This is a genomic window from Bacteroidales bacterium (genome assembly GCA_017521245.1).
Taxonomy (GTDB): domain Bacteria; phylum Bacteroidota; class Bacteroidia; order Bacteroidales; family G3-4614; genus Caccoplasma_A.
The window spans coordinates 217,700-235,675 of the sequence record JAFXDI010000001.1 but is presented as its reverse complement, the minus strand read 5'-3'; the positions used below and the strand labels follow the sequence as shown (position 1 = coordinate 235,675).

The following is a 17,976-nucleotide window of genomic DNA, read 5'->3' as shown; positions in this document are numbered from 1 at the left end:
CTTATTTTACTCCTGTATGTCCAAAGCCTCCTGCTCCTCTTTCGCTATCTTCAAGAGTTTCTGTCTCTTCCCACTCAATTCGAGTATATGGTTTTATTACCATTTGACATATGCGCTCGCCATCTTCTACAATAAAGTCTTCTTGCGAAAGATTTATTAATATAACTCCTACCTCGCCTCTATAATCGGCATCAATTGTTCCTGGAGTATTTAAAAGTGTTATTCCTTTTTTTATTGCTAATCCACTACGTGGTCGTAATTGTGCCTCATATCCTTCGGGCAACTCAATATATAAACCTGTGGGTATTATTTTACGCTCCATAGGTTTTAACGTTACCGATTCCGAAAGATTGGCTCTTACATCCATTCCTGCTGCATGCAATGTTCCGTATTCGGGAAGTGCATGTTTTCCTTTATTTATAACTTTTACCTTTACCATTTTGTTTAATTTGTTTATGGTGCGAAGATAATAAATATGTGCGAGTATAACAATAGGTTAGCAATTTTATTTAGTTGTATATTTGGTGTATATTTTACGAATATATTTTGTAACAAAAAGGCATATTTTTTGCAATTATGATAACTTTTTGTTAGTACAAGTGTAAAAAAATCATCTTTTGTCAAAAAAAATCGTAAAAAAGTTGCAAAATTACGTTTTAGTATATTACCTTTGCATCGGTCTTGAAAAAACGCCTATCAGGTTGCAAACAAAACAACACACAAATAGGTTATACAAGATAAGTGTTTTGAATTAATAACAATTTTAAATTTATAAAAAAATGGAAGTTAAAAAAGTTTTAAGCGATTTGAAAAGACGCTTTCCCAACGAGCCTGAATATCATCAAGCAGTTGAAGAGGTTTTAATGACAATTGAAGAGGAGTACAACAAACACCCTGAGTTTGATAAATATAATTTGATTGAAAGACTTTGTATTCCTGACAGAGTTTTCACTTTTAGAGTTACTTGGGTTGATGACAAAGGTCAAGTTCAAACTAACATGGGTTATCGTATCCAACACAATAACGCTATTGGTCCCTACAAAGGTGGTATCCGTTTCCACTCTTCTGTAAACCTTTCTATTTTGAAATTCCTTGCTTTTGAGCAAACTTTCAAAAACTCGCTTACTACTCTACCTATGGGTGGTGGTAAAGGAGGTTCAGACTTCAGCCCCCGTGGTAAATCTGATATGGAGGTTATGCGTTTCTGCCAAGCATTCGTTACTGAGTTGTGGCGTCATATAGGACCTCAAACTGACGTTCCTGCTGGTGATATTGGTGTTGGTGGTCGTGAAGTTGGTTACATGTATGGAATGTACAAAAAAATGGCTCTTGAAAACACTGGTACTTTCACAGGTAAAGGTATTGAGTTTGGTGGATCATTGGTTCGCCCTGAAGCAACAGGTTATGGTAACGTATATTTCTTGCTTGAGATGCTAAAAACCAAAGGCATTGACATTAAAGATAAAGTAGTTGCTGTATCAGGATCGGGTAATGTTGCTCAATATACAGTTAAGAAACTTATCAGCCTTGGTGCTAAGGTTATTACAATGTCAGATAGTAATGGCTATATTTACGACCCAGATGGTATTGATGAAGAGAAACTTGCTTTCATATTCAACCTAAAAAATGTTCAACGCGGACGCATTAGAGAGTATGCTGAGAAATATGGTTGCAAATATGTTGAAGGCGCTCGTCCTTGGAATGAGAAATGCGATATTGCAATGCCAAGTGCAACTCAAAATGAGATTGACGGAGATGATGCTCGCGCACTTCTTGCAAACGGATGTTTTGCTGTATCAGAGGGTGCAAATATGCCTTCAACTCCCGACGCTATTGCGGAGTTCTTGAATGCCAAGATTCTTTATGCTCCTGGTAAAGCGGCTAATGCCGGAGGTGTTTCTGTTAGTGGTTTGGAGATGACTCAAAACTCAATTAAACTAAGTTGGAGCAGAGAAGAAGTTGACGCTAAACTTCAATCAATTATGAAAGATATTCACTCTCAATGTACTCTTTACGGAAAACAAGAGGATGGATACATCAACTATGTTAAGGGTGCAAACGTTGCTGGATTCATGAAAGTTGCTAAAGCAATGATGGCTCAAGGTGTTTTGTAATTAATATAGACAATACTCAATATTTAAGTTCCAAAGTCGAAAGATTTTGGAACTTTTTTATGTTTCAGATAAAATTATAAATAGCATTACACTTCCCTACAATATATATTCAATAACTCCATAACTTTCTCATAAAAAATGTGGTGCAACCTCACGGACACACCACATCAAAATCATGAAAAAACATTACAAAATCCATTAATTGAGCACAATTAATGGACTCAGTACTTTGTTATTTCAAAATATTAAGGGATAGGTTGCTTTAGAGTATAATATTTATCAAAAAAAATAAAAGATTATCTCTAAATATAATTAACAAAACGATAACGATATAAATCTGTATTATCGGTTAAACTTCTATATATTCCCTCTTTTTGGTTACAGATACAATATTATATATATTTTTTTGTATTAGCACTATTTTAGATATAGAATTTCACATTTTGTTTGATTTTTCTTTGTTTTATTTATGATATAGTCAAAAATCATTCGCTCTCGGCGTAAAAATATTGAAGTTAACTTCTTATTTCTCGCTCGTTTATTTATTGTATATTTGAGGGAAACCTCCAATATACTTCCACTCGCTGTGAAATATTCAAGTAAACTTGATATTATTTCGCTCGCTTTTTTATTCTATATTTGAGGTAAACCTCCAATATACTTTCGCTCGCTGTGAAATATTCAAGTAAACTTGATATTATTTCGCTCGCTTTTTTATTCTATATTTGAGGTAAACCTCCAATATACTTCCACTCGCTGTGAAATATTCAAGTAAACTTGATATTATTTCGCTCGCTTAATCGTATATTTGTACTTTAATAGTAAAGAATGGCAGATACAAATATTAAAATATTAGGCATTGACCCCGGTACTAACGTTATGGGCTATGGTATTATAGAGTGTAATGGTAAAGAACCATCGTTAGTGGTGATGGGCACTCTTAAACTTAATAAGTTTGAGAGTCATTATGTTAGACTCAACAGAATATATGAACGTGTTTCAAGTTTAATTACTCAATACTCTCCTAAAGAGTTGGCTATTGAGGCTCCTTTTTTTGGAAAGAATGTGCAATCGATGCTAAAACTTGGTAGAGCTCAAGGTGTTGCTATGGCTGCCGCTATTCATCACGAATTACCTATTACAGAGTATGCTCCCCTTAAAATTAAAATGGCTGTTACCGGCAATGGTGCTGCTTCAAAAGAGCAAGTGGCTGATATGCTTAAACGTATTTTACATATACCCGATGAGAAGATGGCTCCCCAACTTGACGCTACGGATGCTGTTGCGGCTGCATTATGCCACTTTTATCAAATGAAATCGCCAATTACAGGAAAGGGATGCAAGAGTTGGAAAGAGTTTATTTCTAAAAACCCCAATAAAATTATTAAATAGTATTTTATTTTTATGTCAATATACAACCTGAGAGAACTTCTAAATAGTCGTATTCTTATTCTGGATGGTGCTATGGGTACTGAAATTCAGAAGTTAAATTTGAGCGAGAATGATTTTAGAGGGGATTTATTTAAGGATTATCAAAATGAATTAAAAGGAAATAACGATATTTTAGTTCTCACCCAACCTAACATAATCAAGAATATTCATAAAGCGTACCTTGAGGCTGGTGCTGATATTATTGAGACTAATAGTTTTAATGCTACATCGGTTTCGATGAGTGATTATGGTTTAGAAAGTTATGTAAAGGAAATTAACAGATGTGCTGTAAGAGTTGCTAAAGAGGCCGTAAAAGAGTTCTCTACTACCGATAAACCTCGCTTTGTTGCAGGTAGTGTTGGACCTACCAATAAGAGTTGTTCTATCTCCCCCTATGTTAATAACCCTGCCGCAAGAGCAATTACATACGATGAACTCTATAATGCATATTGCGAGCAGATTGAGGTGCTTATTGATGAGGGTGTTGATATTATTCTTTTAGAGACTGTCTTTGACACTCTTAACTTAAAGTGTGCGATTGATGCTGTGGAGTATCTGTTTAAGAAGAAAGGTATTGAACTTCCATTGATGATATCGGTTACTATTGCCGACAACACAGGTCGTACTCTCTCCGGGCAGACACTTGAAGCTTTTGTTGCGTCAATATCTCATGCTCCTATTACAACAGTTGGAATTAACTGTTCTTTTGGAGCTAAGGATATTTTACCTTTTTTACGCAGATTATCGGAGATTGCTCCTTTTGCGATATCGGTTCATCCTAATGCTGGTTTACCTAACAGATTTGGAGAGTATGACCAAACTCCCCTATTAATGGCAAATGATATTAAGCCATATATTGAGGAGCAACTTGTAAATATTATTGGTGGTTGTTGTGGAACTACTCCTGAGCATATTAAACTTATTGCTGAAATTGCTAAAAATGGTAAGCCTCACACTCTCCCCGAGAAGGAGTGTAAACTTGTTTTGGCCGGACTTGAGCCTTTGACTGTATGCAAGGAGAATAACTTTGTTAATGTTGGCGAGAGATGTAATGTTGCTGGTTCAAGAAAGTTTTTGAGGTTGATTAATGAGAAGAGTTACAGCGAGGCTCTATCAATTGCTCTTAAACAGGTTAACGATGGTGCTCAAATTATTGACATCAATATGGATGATGGCATGTTAAATGCTAAAGAGGAGGTGATTACCTTTCTCAGACTTCTTGCCGCAGAGCCTGAAATTTGCAGAGTTCCTTTTATGATTGACTCTTCGGATTGGGAAGTTATTGAGGCAGGATTGAAAAATGTACAGGGTAAAGCTATTGTAAACTCTATAAGTCTTAAAGAGGGTGAAGAGATATTCAAAGAGAGGGCTAAACGCATTAGAGATATGGGGGCTGCGGTTGTGGTTATGGCTTTTGACGAAGAGGGACAAGCTGACACTTTTAACCGAAAAATTGTTGTTTGTAAAAGAGCGTACGATATATTGACAACTGAGTGCAACTTTAAGGCTGAAGATATTATTTTTGACCCCAATATTTTGGCTGTTGCAACAGGTATTGATGAACATAAAAATTACGCTAAAGACTTTATTGAGGCTACTCGTTGGATAAAGACAAACCTTCCTCACGCAAAGGTTAGCGGAGGTGTAAGTAACCTTTCGTTCTCGTTCAGAGGAAATAACTACATCAGAGAGGTTATGCACTCTGTATTCTTATACCATGCTATTAATGCAGGTATGGATATGGCAATTCTTAACCCTACAACGAACGTAAACTATAATGATATTCCCGAGAAGATTTTAGAGGCTGTTGAGGATGTTATTCTTAACCGAAAGGATGATGCAACAGAGTGTTTGATTGAGATTGCTGAGAGTGTTAAAGAGGTTAAGGTGGAAAGTAATGCGACACAGATAATACCAGAAGAAAATTTTACCATTGCAGAGAGGTTAAGCAATGCTCTTGTTAAAGGGAATAGCGACAACTTGGAGAGTGATATTAATGAGGCTTTAACACAATATGGCTCGGCAGTTGCTATTATTGAAGGTCCTCTTATGGATGGAATGAATAGGGTTGGCTCTCTGTTTGGTGAAGGTAAGATGTTTTTACCTCAAGTAGTTAAGAGTGCCAGAACTATGAAGTGTGCCGTTGAGATTCTTCAACCTTATATTAAGAACGAAAATAGTTCTTCACAAAAGAGTGCCGGTAAAATTGTTTTGGCTACAGTTAAGGGCGATGTTCACGATATTGGAAAGAATATTGTTTCGGTTGTTTTAGGGTGCAACAATTATGAGGTTATTGACCTTGGTGTTATGGTTGCAGCCGAAACTATTATTGATAAAGCGGTTGAAGTTGGTGCTGATATTATAGGCGTTAGCGGACTTATTACTCCATCGCTCAACGAGATGTGCAGTATTGCTCGTGAACTTGAAAAACGAGGGTTGGATATTCCTTTGTTAATTGGTGGTGCAACAACCTCGGAGTTGCATACTGCTGTTAAAATTGCACCTCTTTATAGTGGTGCGGTAGTGTATGTTAAGGATGCCTCGCAAGACCCAATTATTGCAGCCAAACTGACTAATGAGAAGGTTAGAGAGAGTTATATTAAAGAGATTAAAGAGCGACAACATCTTTTGAGAGAGTGTACTAAATGTGACGAGACTGTTCCTATGGTTGTTGCCGAAGGGTTAAGAGATATGAGTTGTTGCAATGGTTATACTCCTACTACCCCTAAGGTACTGAACAAAGAGATAGATTTATCTTTTGAAATTAGCGAACTTGTTGATTATATTAATTGGGGACAACTTTTTAATGTTTGGAAATTGAGTGGCAAGTTTGCTTCTATTGCATATCTTAATGGATGTGACCACTGCAAAGCATCGTGGCTTACATCTTTTGCTGAAGAGGAAAGAAAAGAGGCTTCAGAGGCTATGCAACTACATAAAGATTGTTTAAGGATTATAAAGGAGATTTGCGATAAACTTAATCCAAAGATTAAAGCATCTGTATCATTCTACAATGCGAGCTCAAAAGATAATAACATTATTATTAAAAGTGATAATGATGTTATAATTCCAACCCTACGCCAACAGAAGAAGAGGGAAAATAACGAGGATGGCTATCTTGCTCTTTCTGATTTTATTCTACCTAAGAAGAGTGGCTTAGAGGACTATATTGCAACTTTTGCTGTTACTGTTGGTAGAGATATTCAATCATATATAGAGCATTTGAAAAGCAGCGGAGAGGATTATAAATCGGTACTTTTGCAATCTGTTGCTGACCGTTTAGCAGAAGCAGCTACTGCATATACCCACTACCTTGTAAGAACTGATTTGTGGGGCTACGTAACAGAAGAGAAAAATGTTGCAAATATTATTAAAGGTAATTGTATTGGTATTAGACCGGCAATAGGCTACCCTTCCCTACCCGACCAATCACTTATGTTTGAGATGAAAAATCTTGTTGATTTTGACAAGTTGGGTATTGAAGTTACCGAGAACGGAGCCATGTACCCAAATGCCTCAGTATGTGGTTTTATGATTGCTAACCCTAATGCAAGATATTTTACCTTAACTATTGATGATAATCAACGAGAAGAGTATTGCAAAAAGAGAGGTATTGCTTTAGATGATGCGAAGAAATGGATTGCGGTATAGATAATTATATTTATAGTTTATTTAAAAATATTTAATTTCGATTATTTTTAGCAACAATATATTATTTTTGTGTGTCAAAAATTTATTTATAGATATGAAAAAGATGAGAGTTGCCGTTGTTGGATATGGCAATATTGGAAAATTTACCATCGATGCCATTGAGGCTTCGTGCGATATGGAGGTTGCGGGAATTGTTAGACGTAATGTCAATGATATTCCTGAAGAGATAAAAAAATATAAAGTGGTTAGCAATATTAAGGATCTTGAAAATGTTGATGTTGCTATTCTTGCCACTCCTACCCGTAAAGTTGAGGAGTATGCAAAAGAGATATTGGCAATGGGTATTAATACTGCCGATAGTTTTGATATTCACTCGGGTATTACTGCATTAAGGGCAAACCTTGATAAGATTGCAAAAGAGAGTGGAGCTGTGGCTATAATATCGGCCGGTTGGGACCCGGGTAGCGACTCTGTTGTTCGTACTCTAATGGAGGCTGCCGCACCTAAAGGTATTACTTATACCAACTTTGGACCCGGTATGAGTATGGGACACACTGTTGCTGTTAAAGCAATAGAGGGTGTTAAGGCTGCTCTCTCTATGACAATTCCTGTTGGAACTGGTATTCACAGGAGAATGGTATATATTGAAGTTGAAGACGGGTATAAGTTTGAAGAGGTTGCTAAAGCGATTAAGGCTGATGCATACTTTGTTAATGATGAGACTCATGTTATGCAGGTTGAGTGTGTTGACAACCTTTTGGATATGGGGCATGGCGTTATGATGTGTCGCAAGGGAGTATCGGGCAAAACACAAAATCAACTTTTTGAGTTTAATATGAAGATTAACAACCCTGCTCTTACTGCTCAAATGTTGGTTAATGCTGCTCGTGCAACATTCCGTCAACAACCCGGTTGCTATACAATGCCCGAAGTGCCTGTTATAGATTTATTGCCAGGAGATAGAGAAGAGTGGATTTCACATTTGGTTTAATTTTATAGAGTATTAATATGCTTAGTTCTGTAGTTTGGAATGCTGATCCTGCCATATTTTCTTTAGGACCTCTTGAGATAAGATGGTATGGTTTACTATTTGCCATAGGTTTTTTGGTTGGTTATTATATTGAGGCTAAAATATTTAAAAACGATAAAGCTCCCGATGATTGGTGCGATAAACTTTTTGTATATGTTATAGTTGCTACTATTATTGGTGCAAGATTAGGCCACTGCTTTTTTTATGATTGGGACTATTACACCAGCAACCCTATTGAGATATTTAAGATATGGGAAGGTGGATTGGCAAGTCATGGCGGTACAATAGCAATTATTATTGCAGTTCTTATATATGCTAAAAAAGTTACACACAGAAATGCTCTTTGGGTGTTTGACCGTTTAGTTATACCTATTGCTTTGGTTGGAGCAATGATACGATTTGGTAATTTAATGAATCACGAGATTTATGGTACTCAAACCACAATGCCTTGGGGTTTTAATTTTATTACTAATATCTCGGAGTGGCAAAATGGCGCTTCACCTCAATATTCTCCAACATCGCATCCTACTCAAATATATGAGGCTTTATCATACTTTACTCTCTTTGTTACTCTAATGTTTATGTATTGGAAGAAAGACGCTGGGGATAAAAGAGGTTTATTATTTGGAGTCTTCTTCTTATGGGTATTTGGTTCTAGATTTGCAATTGAATTCTTGAAACTTCCTCAAGAGATGTTTGAGATTGAGTTGATGGAGAGAGTTGGTATGAATATGGGACAAATATTGAGTATTCCATTTATAATCATAGGTATATATTTTACTATAAGAGGATTAAAAGCAACTAAAAAGAGCGGTAAAATATCCCACAGACATTCGCATATTCATAGACACTATAAGAAATAGATTCATTCTTATATGTTTTGATAGAGCAATGTCTTAACATTGCTTATTATAAAAGAGAGAGGAGGTTTGTTCAGACAAACCTCCTCTCCTTGCTATACTGTTTAAATCTATAATAGGTTATTTAGGTTCACGCAAGATAAATTTACATTTAACTACTTTGTTTTTACTATTTTGAGGCGTTCCCATATAAAGTTTGGGATTAATTGCCAAAAGGCTACTAATATGGAGTATTTCCAATCTATTATTGCCACTCTCTTTTTGTTTACTACCGCCTTATACAGTTTTTTTGCTGCATAAGGGGCTTGCATCTTCATTGGGTAGTTGGCATTGCGCAACAGGGCTGTTTCAACAAATCCTGGACGTATATCGGTAAATGATATTTTATCTCCTCTCATTCTTGATAGTTGTGCCAAGCATTGAAGATAGATATTGTTAAATCGTTTTGTGGCTGAGTATGATGGTGCGACTCCTAAACCTTTGGTTCCTGCTATTGATGAGACAACGGCTATTTGACCTCCTCCGTTTTTTGAGAAGTAGTCGTATGCTTTTACTACCATTTGTGTCATTCCCAAACAGTTTGTCTTTACAGTATCTATCTCTATTTGTGGCTCCAATTCTTTATTTTGAAAACCTATACCTGAGACATGGAGGTATATATCCATTCCTCCCATATCGTCTATCAACTCAGAGAGCATTTGTGGTGCCTCTGGTGCTATTACATCTATCTTTTTAATAAAAGAAGTTTTAGGATACTCTTTTTGTAGAGAGAGCAAATTTTCTTCTCTTCGCCCTGCTAATCCAACTATATATCCGTTTTGCAGGAATAGTTTTGCACTCTCCATTCCTATTCCTGATGTTGCTCCTACTATTACTATTTTTTTCATATTCCGTTGGTATGAATATATTCTTATCTCTTAACTACTTTTATTGTGCGTACTACTGATTGATTTTCGGCTACTACTTTGAGAATATATATTCCTTTATCGCCATCTATATCCACTCTTACAATCTCATTTGTATCAACTGATAGAGTTTTGCTCTCTATCAATTTTCCGTCAATGGAGTGTATCTCTATTGTATATGCTCCCTCTTTTGCAAATGATAGGTTTACATAATCGGTAAAGGGGTTTGGATATACGCTCATTTGTTCAACAACCGACTCCTCTACTCCATCGGGATATGGTACTATTATTATATCAACTGATTTGGTTTCACTGCTTCCCCACATATTTTTTAGGGTTAACCCTGCTGTATATGTTCCTGTTGCATTGTATGAGATTTTTGCTCCATTTGTTGTGGTTATTAACTTTGCCTCTGGTGTATTCCACTCTGGTGTTGTTGTTACTTGATAACTTCCTGAAATCATTGGGTTACCTAACTCATCGTTTGAAGCATTGATTACGGTTTCTACTATTCCTGAATCGCCATTCTCTTCTCCTATTGTAGATACCAACTCTGCTACATAAGATGAGCCTTTTTGTCCTAAATTTGGGAACACTTTTTTACCTTCGCTATTCTCTTGAGTTGTTTCAAAATTCCAATATCCTTGTAATCCACTCGGGACGATGTTATATCCTTTCATAGCTGTCTGTATCTCAACATCAGTCAAAACTCTATCCCATACTTGGAATTCATCTACCCAGCCATTAAATCCACTCTTATATACACTTGTTCCTCCAACATATACGCTACTTCCTGCAACCCTCACTGCATTGTTGGTTATATGCTGGATTGTTGTTTCAGCTACTTTCTTTCCGTTGAAATACATTTTTTGCTTATTATCCACGCCAAATGTTACTGCTATGTGTATCCATTGACCTTCGTTTACACTGTGGTCTGTTGACATCATTTGAGAATTGGGTAGATCGTGTTCTGTCCATCCGTATGTATTAAACGATATTTCATTGGCTGAATGTTTTTTATCATTGGTTGTTGATGTTGCACTTGTCTCTTTTAGTGCCATCTGCTCGGGACGGATTGTCACCCAAAAATCACCCCAGTTATTGTGTGGCCATGACTCCGTAAAACTGCGTTTGTCTATCAGGTTTGTTCCTTGACTATTGTGCGTTAAGTTGTCGGCTTTAAACCACATCATATATGTGTATGGTCTTGAACCTACAACTTCAGGGAAGCGTAGCATATTTGGATCTTCAACCTTTACCGAGCGTGATACTGTTCCCTCTCCTACTCGCGATGCTGTATATGAAAGTGTTATATCATCTTCTTTATAAGCTTCTGATTTATTTGCTGTCAGTGATGTTAAAACCGGTATTGCTCCTGTGTTTATTGGCGATACTTGTATTATACCTCGTGTGTAGGCTACTGTACCATCAGCATTTGTAATTTTAACATCGTATGAGCCCTCGGTTGGCAATGATAGGGTTATTGATGTTGTGTTTGCAAATGTTTTTATAGATGCTCCTGTTGCCGAGTTTATTATCTCCCATGTTGCAGCTGGGTGATTTATATCAATATATTTAATTGTAAACTCTTCGTTTACTTTTATTATTGGTTTGTCTATTATTGTTCCCTCTACTATTGTTGCTTGGATATTCATTGGATATAGCCATTCTCCCCACGCTATATCACTCTCTTGCTCTCCGTCAAGACTTACTGCTGATACTCCTATACGCAAACCTCCGCCCAATTTGGTGTCGTAAGGTGCTGCAACAACGTACGATGCCCATGAGGTTGTTGCTGTAAAGACTTTTTCTTCTTTACCCTCTTGCTGGGTATAGATACGATAGTGGGAGGTATTTACATCGGAATTGTATATTGGCTCGTATGCCTCTTTGGGTTCTCCTGTATAAGCATCTGCCATATTGAAGATTATCTTCATATCTACTCCCTTATAGTTACGAGCCATCAGTTTTACTTTATCAACAACTGGAGTGGCAGGAATTAGCGAACTTCCTAATTCGCCTCGTGTGAGTGCTATTTGTCCTATTAAAATTTTAAAGTCTTCGGTTGTATTGGTAAATTTCAAACCTATTTGTGCTATGGTAGAACTATTTAGTTTGAATTGTCGTCCACTGAGTTGTGTGCTTAGGGTTACCCAGCCATTCGCATCTTCATCGCCACTCTCAACTGTTGCATTTGTTTTTATCACTCTCTCTACGGCTGTTGCCTCATCTCCCTCTTTTGAACATGCCCATGCCATTGTTCCTGTTCCTGACAAGACTTTATAGCGTATTGTTAAATAATCGCCAGATTTTGCTGTTGGGTATTTTGTTTTAAAGAGTTGCAAATAGGTTTGCTCTGTTGCTCCTGATATTTGTAAACATGAACCTCCAAACCAAGCATCATCCCATGTAAATTCAGCGGTTAAATCATTGCTAACCTCTTCAGCGGTTCTTCCCATATAGGTACTGGTTGCCCACCAACGCCATGAGGGCATATAGTCTTGTATTCCTATATTATACCACTCTGTATCTGCATGACGTTCTCCTGCTATATTAAAGAAGGTTCCGTTTCCTAAATTGAAGTTTGTTACAAAGGGATCGGCTGCTAAATCATCACAGGTTAGTACACTTTTTGCTACTATATATTGTGCCCATCCGTAGGCATCGGTTGAGGTAGTGCTGAATTTTGTATAACTGTTTATTGCCGGAGGATTTACAGGATTACCTGATGAACCTGTAAATACGGTCTCAAGCAATTCTTGATATGTCTTTTGCATTTGAAGTGGTGTTGACCCTCGTTCTCCGCGTTGCTCATATATCATATTGCGATTATGGGCTCCCCATATTCCTAAAGATATGTTATAATTGTTTAATTGTTTCCACTCTTTTAGTGCTGTTCCTGCCTGATAATCCACTCCCATAAATACATCGAATAGTGAACGTTCTGGAAAGTTAGCAGCATGCGTCTCTTGAGATACTGATAGATCTGCTCCATAGTTCGTAAAATACACCGTTGATGTAGGCCTACCATTGTAATGAAACCAATCTTTGTTTGTTTCTGAGAGTGGTGAGGGTGATGGCATTGTTCCTAAATTATGTATCATCGAATACCAACAATTATGGAAAGGTACTCCGTATGTTTCGGCTTTTTCATAGAGGTCTCCAAAAAATAGTTTTGTTGCTGTATGAAATTCTTTTCCTATATATGGACCTGACATTAGTTTTGTTCGACTAAAATCAAACTCTGAGTTCCATCCTATTCCATCAATTCCATAATATTTAAGGTACTTAAGAAACTTATCCGGACCATCAATCAACATTCGGGCAAGCATCTCGCCATATCCTTCTGATGTTGGAGATAAATAGGACGCCCAAGTAATAGGGGCTACACACGATATTTTTACTCCATTTTTGTGACATACGTCAAGCATTGCTGCTGGCATACTCATAAAGGGCGCTGTCCAGTTTCCCCATATATCGGTGTAACTCCACATTGTCCATACTTCACCACCAAAGAAGTATGATGGTAGTGCATTCCATCCATCTCCACCAATTGGACACCACCATAAGAATTTTCGATCTGGTATTTGAGATATTCTTACTTGTGTAAAAGAGTTTGTAAATCGTGTACGCGGTTTTACGCGAGATATAAAAAATTGTTCATTCTCGGCAGCTTCATCATCAAGATTTTGATATAATGATGTATTTCCTGGAGTCCAATTTGTGTAGGCATCGGTCCATGTTGCACTCTCTGAACCTATTTTCACATACATTTCATGCTGAGGTGATGATTGTGAGTATACACATATTGGTAATAATAGTGCGACTACAATAGATAAGACCTTTTTCATATATCTCTGTTTTTTGTTTTTATGGTATCTATTGCAAAGATAATATTTTTTAGATAATTATACCATTATTAAGGAAATATATAAAAAGAAGGAACCTCTAACAAGAGATTCCTTCTTTGACTATGTTGTTTAACAAGTATGATTATTTTTTGATAATCTTCATTGTACGAACTGCTACTCCGTTTTCATTTAGAATACGTAAGATGTATGCTCCACTTTCTCCGTTAATATCTACTCTTACTCCCTCATTTGCTGCAACTGACAATGCTTTTGACTCTATTAAGCGTCCGTCAAGTGCAACTATTTGAGCGGTGTACACACCCTCTTGTGTAAACATAATATTTACAAAATCGGTGAATGGGTTAGGATATACGCCCATCTCCTCAACTACGGCATCCTCTAATCCTGAACCGGTAGTTACGGTTATGAAATCTATTGTCTTGCTATCACTACCCCACATATTCTCAAGAGTTAGTTTTGGAGTATATTGTCCCTCTGCTGAATATGATACATTAACGGTTCCTGCTGCAAGTGTTCCTCCTTTATCTGTTAATGTTCCGGGTGCGACATCCCATTTTGCAGATGTTTTAACCTCTAATGTTCCATGAAGAATTGGCATACCCAACTGTTCGTTATTTACGGCTCTTGTCTCGCAATATGCTGGTCCGTTTCCTGTTATCTTCTCTACATATTGAGCATACTTGGTAGCACCTGCGGTTCCACGGTTAGCAAATGATTCTCCATCACTTTCGAGTGTTTCAAAGTCCCAGTATCCTAATAATCCGCTTGGAATTGTTGCTCCTGTTGCATATCCTTTCATTGCTGTCTTAACCTCAGAATCTGTTAATACTCGATCCCATACTTGGAAATCATCAATCCAACCTGTAAATCCTGCTTTATATGTTCCTGCTCCTCCAATATATACATCTCCATTCATTCTTTGTCCGTTATTCTCAACTTCGTAGTCTTTTGATGATGCAACAAGACGTCCATTGAAATACATTTTTTCGCTTCCATCTGTATCTAATGTTATTGCAATGTGTGTCCATTGGTCAAGGTTTACGCTATATCCTGTTGACATCATACCATCACGTGGTACATCGTGAGCATCCCATCCATATACATTAAACGATATCTCATTTTCAGCATGCTCGTTTGCAGCTGTATATGAAACAGAATGAGCTGTAACTTTAGGTCTTATTTGTACCCAGAAGTCTCCCCAGTTCTCATGTGGCCATACATCTGTAAATGTTGTTTTGCTTATAAGGTTAGTTCCTTGTGTGTCGTGAGATATAGACTCTGTTTTAAACCACATCATATAGGTATATGGTGCTGTTCCTTTCAATGAAGGGAATCGCAACATATATGGATCATCTACTTTAACACTACGCGATACTTTACCTTCGCCTAATCGTTCTGCTATGTATGACAAATTGATTTTTTCATTTGTATTTGCAGATGTTTTATCTGCTGTCAGAGATTCAATTAAAGGTATTGTTCCTGTACTCTCTGGAGATATTTGAATTAATCCACGAGTGTATGACTCATTTGATCCTGATGTAATCTTAACGTCATACATTCCTACTTCTGGAAGGGATGTTGTTACTCCTGATGCATTATTAACGGTTTTAACTGTCTCTCCTGTTGCTGAGCTTATTATAGTCCAAGTTGCTTTTTGATGGTTGGGATCAACAAATTTAACCGAGAACTCTTCGTTTGGTTTGATTACTGGTTTGTCAACCTCTGTTCCTTCTATAATTACTGGTGCTGGCAATGACATCTCTTGTCCCCACGCAATTGTAGATTCTTTTCGTCCATCTAAACTTACTGCACTTACTCCTACTTGTATTTTACCTCCTAACTCTGCATCGTATGGGGCTGCTACAACATATGATGCCCATGATGTTGTTGAGGTACAAAGTTTTGGCTCTCCTCCTGCTTGACGTACATATATTTTGTAGAACCAAGTGTTTACATCACTATTATAGATAGTTTGGTAGGCTTGACGTCCAGCTGCTTTTGTATCATTGCTTGTCATATCAAATACAACTTTTACGTCAGCTCCTTTATAGTTATATGAAAGAACCTTTGATGATAAAATTTTTGGTGCTGAAGGTGCTGCTATAACTCCGGGTTTTCCTCTTGTTAATGCTATCTCACCAATAAGCACTTTGAAATCAGATGATGTATCCTCAAATTTTAATCCTAATAGACATATAACATCGTTTTGTAATTTTATACCATTACGTCCGCTGGTTATCTGAATTTGTTTTTCAACCCATTTTCCTATTTCTGTGCTTGATGTGATATTTGCGATAGACGCTGACACCTCAGTTTTAGGTGCAGACTCTTTTGAACATGCCCAAGAGATTTTTCCTGTTCCTGAAAGCACTTTATAACGAATTGTTAAATAATCTCCTGTTGTATTTGTTGGGTATTTTGTTTTGAAGAGTTGCAAATATGCTTGGTCTGTTTCTCCGTTAATTTCTAAAGATGTTCCGCCATACCATGAGTCATTCCAATTAAATACTGCCTCCATATCGGTTGTTGCCTCTGTTGCATCTTTACCCATAAAGGTACTAGTCCACCACCAACGCCATGTGGGCAAATAGTCTTGCATTCCTAGATTATACCATACTCCATTATATGCAATTTCGCCATTCTCTTTCCAGAATTGTCCGTTACCCATATTGAAATATGTAACAAATGGGTCTGTTGCCAAACTTCCTCCATCTTGAGGTGTTAAGGTACTACGAGCTGTAATGAAACTTGAAAATCCGTGGAACGTTGTTGATTTTGAAGTATGACATAATAGATTTGTTACTGGAGGTGTGTTTACCGGGTTATATGATGCTCCTGTAAATACGTTCTCACTAATTTTTTGGTAAGTTAGTTGTTTTTGAACAGGAGTTGATCCATTTTCTCCTTGATTAATAAAAATCATATTAGTGTTGTGGGCTCCCCAAATACCAAATGATACTTTGTAATCTTGTAGTGCCACCCATGATGCTGATGAACGACCTTGAAAGTCCATTCCTCCATATACATCATATCCTGAGCGACCTTTTCCTTCGGCTGTTGTTTGTGATGTAGATAATTGAGATGAATACCAGTTATAGTTCAAGAAGTATGCATCTGATACTTTTTTCCCATTATAGTGGAACCACTCTACACATCCACTATTAAGTACACTATAATCTCCGTAACTTCCTCCATTTGAAGTAAATGAATACCATGCATTGTTAAATGGCACTCCGTAAGCCTCAGCATTTGCATAACAATCTCCCATCATATTTTTGAAACCTGTTGGATTCAAAAGGCTCCATGAGAACTCTGAGTTAAATCCTATTCCATCTACACCATAGTAACGAAGGTATTTAAGCAATTTCTCATATCCACCATTTACAAGGGCATTGATGTTTGATCCGTGACCTCCATCATTTGGTGATGGACCTGCTCCAAATGGTACTGATGCTACACATCCTGAACGTACTCCATTTTTATGACATACATCAAGGAAGGCTGCTGGTACTTGGATTAATGGTGCTGTCCAGTTTCCGTATGTATCGGTATAACTCCACATTGAGTATGCCTCTCCATTGAAGAAGTATGATGGAAGTGCATTCCACGATGATTCGTTTATTGGACACCACCATAAAACTTTACGTTCTGGATCAAGACTCTCTTTTACTTGTGTTGCAGTAAATGTAAAACGTTTACGAGGTTTTACACGAGAAATAAAGAATTGCTCGTTTGCAGCTGCTTCTGAATCGCCATTATACAATGGGACTCCCGGCTCCCAATTTTGGTATGCTTGATACCAACTAATAGAACTTCCCATCTTAACATACTTGTCGTGAGATGGTACTGTTTGTGCAAATACGCTTCCTGCGTACATTGCAATGACCAAAGTCATCAATAGTAATTTTTTCATTTATAAATTTTATTTAAAGAATGTATTTATGATCAAACTCCTATTTTTTAAGTATATGCACTTTGGAATAATTGAAAAAGACCATACTATTCTTAGTACGCTATACTCCAATTACAAAATTATTTATTTTTATTTGTTTTTACAAATTGTTTATGTTATAATTTATTTAATTTTAGTTTAAATAATAAAAAGGGCTACAC

The 17,976-nt window shown here is 36.9% G+C and carries 9 protein-coding genes; 5 read left to right on the top strand and 4 right to left on the bottom strand.

The genetic code is table 11. From position 1 onward, the window contains the following. Position 1: 1 nt before the first annotated feature. On the bottom strand, positions 2–439 hold the full coding sequence (dut, locus tag IKK64_00925) for a dUTP diphosphatase (protein MBR4118623.1): 438 nt from the start codon (positions 437–439) through the stop codon (positions 2–4). A gap of 340 nt (positions 440–779) precedes the next feature. On the opposite strand from dut, the gene IKK64_00920 reads away from it, so the two are divergent. From IKK64_00920 to lgt, 5 genes are all read left to right on the top strand, one after another. Further along, positions 780–2,114, top strand: a complete 1,335-nt coding sequence (locus IKK64_00920; GenBank protein MBR4118622.1) for an NADP-specific glutamate dehydrogenase — start codon at positions 780–782, stop codon at positions 2,112–2,114. Between the two features lie 828 nt (positions 2,115–2,942). Beyond that, the gene (gene ruvC / locus IKK64_00915) at positions 2,943–3,506 is read left to right on the top strand and encodes a crossover junction endodeoxyribonuclease RuvC (protein MBR4118621.1); all 564 of its coding nucleotides are present in this window, start codon (positions 2,943–2,945) and stop codon (positions 3,504–3,506) included. 12 nt (positions 3,507–3,518) lie between these two features. Beyond that, on the top strand, positions 3,519–7,196 hold the full coding sequence (gene metH, locus IKK64_00910) for a methionine synthase (protein ID MBR4118620.1): 3,678 nt from the start codon (positions 3,519–3,521) through the stop codon (positions 7,194–7,196). A gap of 94 nt (positions 7,197–7,290) precedes the next feature. Beyond that, positions 7,291–8,187, top strand: coding sequence for a diaminopimelate dehydrogenase (locus IKK64_00905; GenBank protein MBR4118619.1), 897 nt, complete (start codon positions 7,291–7,293; stop codon positions 8,185–8,187). 17 nt (positions 8,188–8,204) lie between these two features. Then, positions 8,205–9,089 carry a prolipoprotein diacylglyceryl transferase gene (gene lgt, locus IKK64_00900; GenBank protein ID MBR4118618.1) on the top strand — a complete coding sequence of 295 codons (885 nt, stop codon included), beginning with the start codon at positions 8,205–8,207 and terminating at the stop codon, positions 9,087–9,089. Between the two features lie 152 nt (positions 9,090–9,241). Here lgt and IKK64_00895 read toward each other — a convergent pair whose 3' ends face one another. From IKK64_00895 to IKK64_00885, 3 genes are all read right to left on the bottom strand, one after another. Then, complete coding sequence (locus tag IKK64_00895) at positions 9,242–9,973, bottom strand: SDR family NAD(P)-dependent oxidoreductase (protein MBR4118617.1); 732 nt, start codon at positions 9,971–9,973, stop codon at positions 9,242–9,244. A gap of 23 nt (positions 9,974–9,996) precedes the next feature. Then, the gene (locus tag IKK64_00890; protein MBR4118616.1) at positions 9,997–13,842 is read right to left on the bottom strand and encodes a T9SS type A sorting domain-containing protein; all 3,846 of its coding nucleotides are present in this window, start codon (positions 13,840–13,842) and stop codon (positions 9,997–9,999) included. 142 nt (positions 13,843–13,984) lie between these two features. Beyond that, entirely contained in the window at positions 13,985–17,776 is a 3,792-nt protein-coding gene (locus IKK64_00885) for a T9SS type A sorting domain-containing protein (GenBank protein ID MBR4118615.1), read from the bottom strand. Positions 17,777–17,976: the final 200 nt, after the last annotated feature.

What these genes read in the sequence shown, in the direction of transcription:
- dut (MBR4118623.1), bottom strand. Translation starts at nt 439, where the DNA reads ATGGTAAAGGTAAAAGTTATAAATAAAGGAAAACATGCACTTCCCGAA.
- IKK64_00920 (MBR4118622.1), top strand. Translation starts at nt 780, where the DNA reads ATGGAAGTTAAAAAAGTTTTAAGCGATTTGAAAAGACGCTTTCCCAAC.
- ruvC (MBR4118621.1), top strand. Translation starts at nt 2,943, where the DNA reads ATGGCAGATACAAATATTAAAATATTAGGCATTGACCCCGGTACTAAC.
- metH (MBR4118620.1), top strand. Translation starts at nt 3,519, where the DNA reads ATGTCAATATACAACCTGAGAGAACTTCTAAATAGTCGTATTCTTATT.
- IKK64_00905 (MBR4118619.1), top strand. Translation starts at nt 7,291, where the DNA reads ATGAAAAAGATGAGAGTTGCCGTTGTTGGATATGGCAATATTGGAAAA.
- lgt (MBR4118618.1), top strand. Translation starts at nt 8,205, where the DNA reads ATGCTTAGTTCTGTAGTTTGGAATGCTGATCCTGCCATATTTTCTTTA.
- IKK64_00895 (MBR4118617.1), bottom strand. Translation starts at nt 9,973, where the DNA reads ATGAAAAAAATAGTAATAGTAGGAGCAACATCAGGAATAGGAATGGAG.
- IKK64_00890 (MBR4118616.1), bottom strand. Translation starts at nt 13,842, where the DNA reads ATGAAAAAGGTCTTATCTATTGTAGTCGCACTATTATTACCAATATGT.
- IKK64_00885 (MBR4118615.1), bottom strand. Translation starts at nt 17,776, where the DNA reads ATGAAAAAATTACTATTGATGACTTTGGTCATTGCAATGTACGCAGGA.